Source organism: Pseudomonas sp. FW300-N1A1 (genome assembly GCF_058789115.1).
The window spans coordinates 1-2,969 of record NZ_JBYTBK010000080.1 but is presented as its reverse complement, the minus strand read 5'-3'; the positions used below and the strand labels follow the sequence as shown (position 1 = coordinate 2,969).

1 rRNA gene is annotated in these 2,969 nt (G+C 51.8%); it reads right to left on the bottom strand.

Annotation, left to right across the window (positions count from 1 at the left end):
* Positions 1-18: 18 nt before the first annotated feature.
* Positions 19-2,912 (bottom strand): 23S ribosomal RNA (locus AC3WQN_RS25360).
* Between the last annotated feature and the right edge of the window lie 57 nt (positions 2,913-2,969).

Sequence of the window (2,969 nt, the reverse complement as noted above, 5' to 3'; positions counted from 1 at the left end):
AAATTGCTTGGGTGTTATATGGTCAAGCCTCACGGGCAATTAGTATTGGTTAGCTCAACGCCTCACAGCGCTTACACACCCAACCTATCAACGTCGTAGTCTTCGACGGCCCTTCAGGGGACTCAAGGTCCCAGTGAGATCTCATCTTGAGGCTAGTTTCCCGCTTAGATGCTTTCAGCGGTTATCTATTCCGAACATAGCTACCCGGCAATGCCACTGGCGTGACAACCGGAACACCAGAGGTTCGTCCACTCCGGTCCTCTCGTACTAGGAGCAGCCCCTCTCAAATCTCAAACGTCCACGGCAGATAGGGACCGAACTGTCTCACGACGTTCTAAACCCAGCTCGCGTACCACTTTAAATGGCGAACAGCCATACCCTTGGGACCGGCTTCAGCCCCAGGATGTGATGAGCCGACATCGAGGTGCCAAACACCGCCGTCGATATGAACTCTTGGGCGGTATCAGCCTGTTATCCCCGGAGTACCTTTTATCCGTTGAGCGATGGCCCTTCCATACAGAACCACCGGATCACTAAGACCTACTTTCGTACCTGCTCGACGTGTCTGTCTCGCAGTCAAGCGCGCTTTTGCCTTTATACTCTACGACCGATTTCCGACCGGTCTGAGCGCACCTTCGTACTCCTCCGTTACTCTTTAGGAGGAGACCGCCCCAGTCAAACTACCCACCATACACTGTCCTCGATCCGGATAACGGACCTGAGTTAGAACCTCAAAGTTGCCAGGGTGGTATTTCAAGGTTGGCTCCACGCAGACTGGCGTCCACGCTTCAAAGCCTCCCACCTATCCTACACAAGCAAATTCAAAGTCCAGTGCAAAGCTATAGTAAAGGTTCACGGGGTCTTTCCGTCTAGCCGCGGATACACTGCATCTTCACAGCGATTTCAATTTCACTGAGTCTCGGGTGGAGACAGCGCCGCCATCGTTACGCCATTCGTGCAGGTCGGAACTTACCCGACAAGGAATTTCGCTACCTTAGGACCGTTATAGTTACGGCCGCCGTTTACCGGGGCTTCGATCAAGAGCTTCGCGTTAGCTAACCCCATCAATTAACCTTCCGGCACCGGGCAGGCGTCACACCCTATACGTCCACTTTCGTGTTTGCAGAGTGCTGTGTTTTTAATAAACAGTCGCAGCGGCCTGGTATCTTCGACCGGCGTGGGCTTACGGAGCAAGTCCTTCACCCTCACCGGCGCACCTTCTCCCGAAGTTACGGTGCCATTTTGCCTAGTTCCTTCACCCGAGTTCTCTCAAGCGCCTTGGTATTCTCTACCCAACCACCTGTGTCGGTTTGGGGTACGGTTCCTGGTTACCTGAAGCTTAGAAGCTTTTCTTGGAAGCATGGCATCAACCACTTCGTGTTCTAAAAGAACACTCGTCATCAGCTCTCGGCCTTAGACTCCCGGATTTACCTAAGAGTCCAGCCTACCACCTTAAACTTGGACAACCAACGCCAAGCTGGCCTAGCCTTCTCCGTCCCTCCATCGCAATAACCAGAAGTACAGGAATATTAACCTGTTTTCCATCGACTACGCTTTTCAGCCTCGCCTTAGGGACCGACTAACCCTGCGTCGATTAACGTTGCGCAGGAAACCTTGGTCTTTCGGCGTGGGTGTTTTTCACACCCATTGTCGTTACTCATGTCAGCATTCGCACTTCTGATACCTCCAGCAAGCTTCTCAACTCACCTTCACAGGCTTACAGAACGCTCCTCTACCGCATCATCCGAAGATGATACCCGTAGCTTCGGTGTATGGTTTGAGCCCCGTTACATCTTCCGCGCAGGCCGACTCGACTAGTGAGCTATTACGCTTTCTTTAAAGGGTGGCTGCTTCTAAGCCAACCTCCTAGCTGTCTAAGCCTTCCCACATCGTTTCCCACTTAACCATAACTTTGGGACCTTAGCTGACGGTCTGGGTTGTTTCCCTTTTCACGACGGACGTTAGCACCCGCCGTGTGTCTCCCATGCTCGGCACTTGTAGGTATTCGGAGTTTGCATCGGTTTGGTAAGTCGGGATGACCCCCTAGCCGAAACAGTGCTCTACCCCCTACAGTGATACATGAGGCGCTACCTAAATAGCTTTCGAGGAGAACCAGCTATCTCCGAGCTTGATTAGCCTTTCACTCCGATCCACAGGTCATCCGCTAACTTTTCAACGGTAGTCGGTTCGGTCCTCCAGTTAGTGTTACCCAACCTTCAACCTGCCCATGGATAGATCGCCCGGTTTCGGGTCTATTCCCAGCGACTAGACGCCCTATTAAGACTCGCTTTCGCTACGCCTCCCCTATTCGGTTAAGCTCGCCACTGAAAATAAGTCGCTGACCCATTATACAAAAGGTACGCAGTCACCCAACAAAGTGGGCTCCCACTGCTTGTACGCATACGGTTTCAGGATCTATTTCACTCCCCTCTCCGGGGTTCTTTTCGCCTTTCCCTCACGGTACTAGTTCACTATCGGTCAGTCAGTAGTATTTAGCCTTGGAGGATGGTCCCCCCATATTCAGACAAAGTTTCTCGTGCTCCGTCCTACTCGATTTCATGACTAAGAGATTTTCGCGTACAGGGCTATCACCCACTATGGCCGCACTTTCCAGAGCGTTCCGCTAATCTCAAAGCCACTTAAGGGCTAGTCCCCGTTCGCTCGCCACTACTAAGGGAATCTCGGTTGATTTCTTTTCCTCAGGGTACTTAGATGTTTCAGTTCCCCTGGTTCGCCTCTTGCACCTATGTATTCAGTACAAGATAACCATCTTATGATGGCTGGGTTCCCCCATTCAGACATCTCCGGATCAAAGTCTGTTTGCCGACTCCCCGAAGCTTTTCGCAGGCTACCACGTCTTTCATCGCCTCTGACTGCCAAGGCATCCACCGTATGCGCTTCTTCACTTGACCATATAACCCCAAGCAATCTGGTTATACTATGAAGACGACATTCGCCGAAAATTCGCA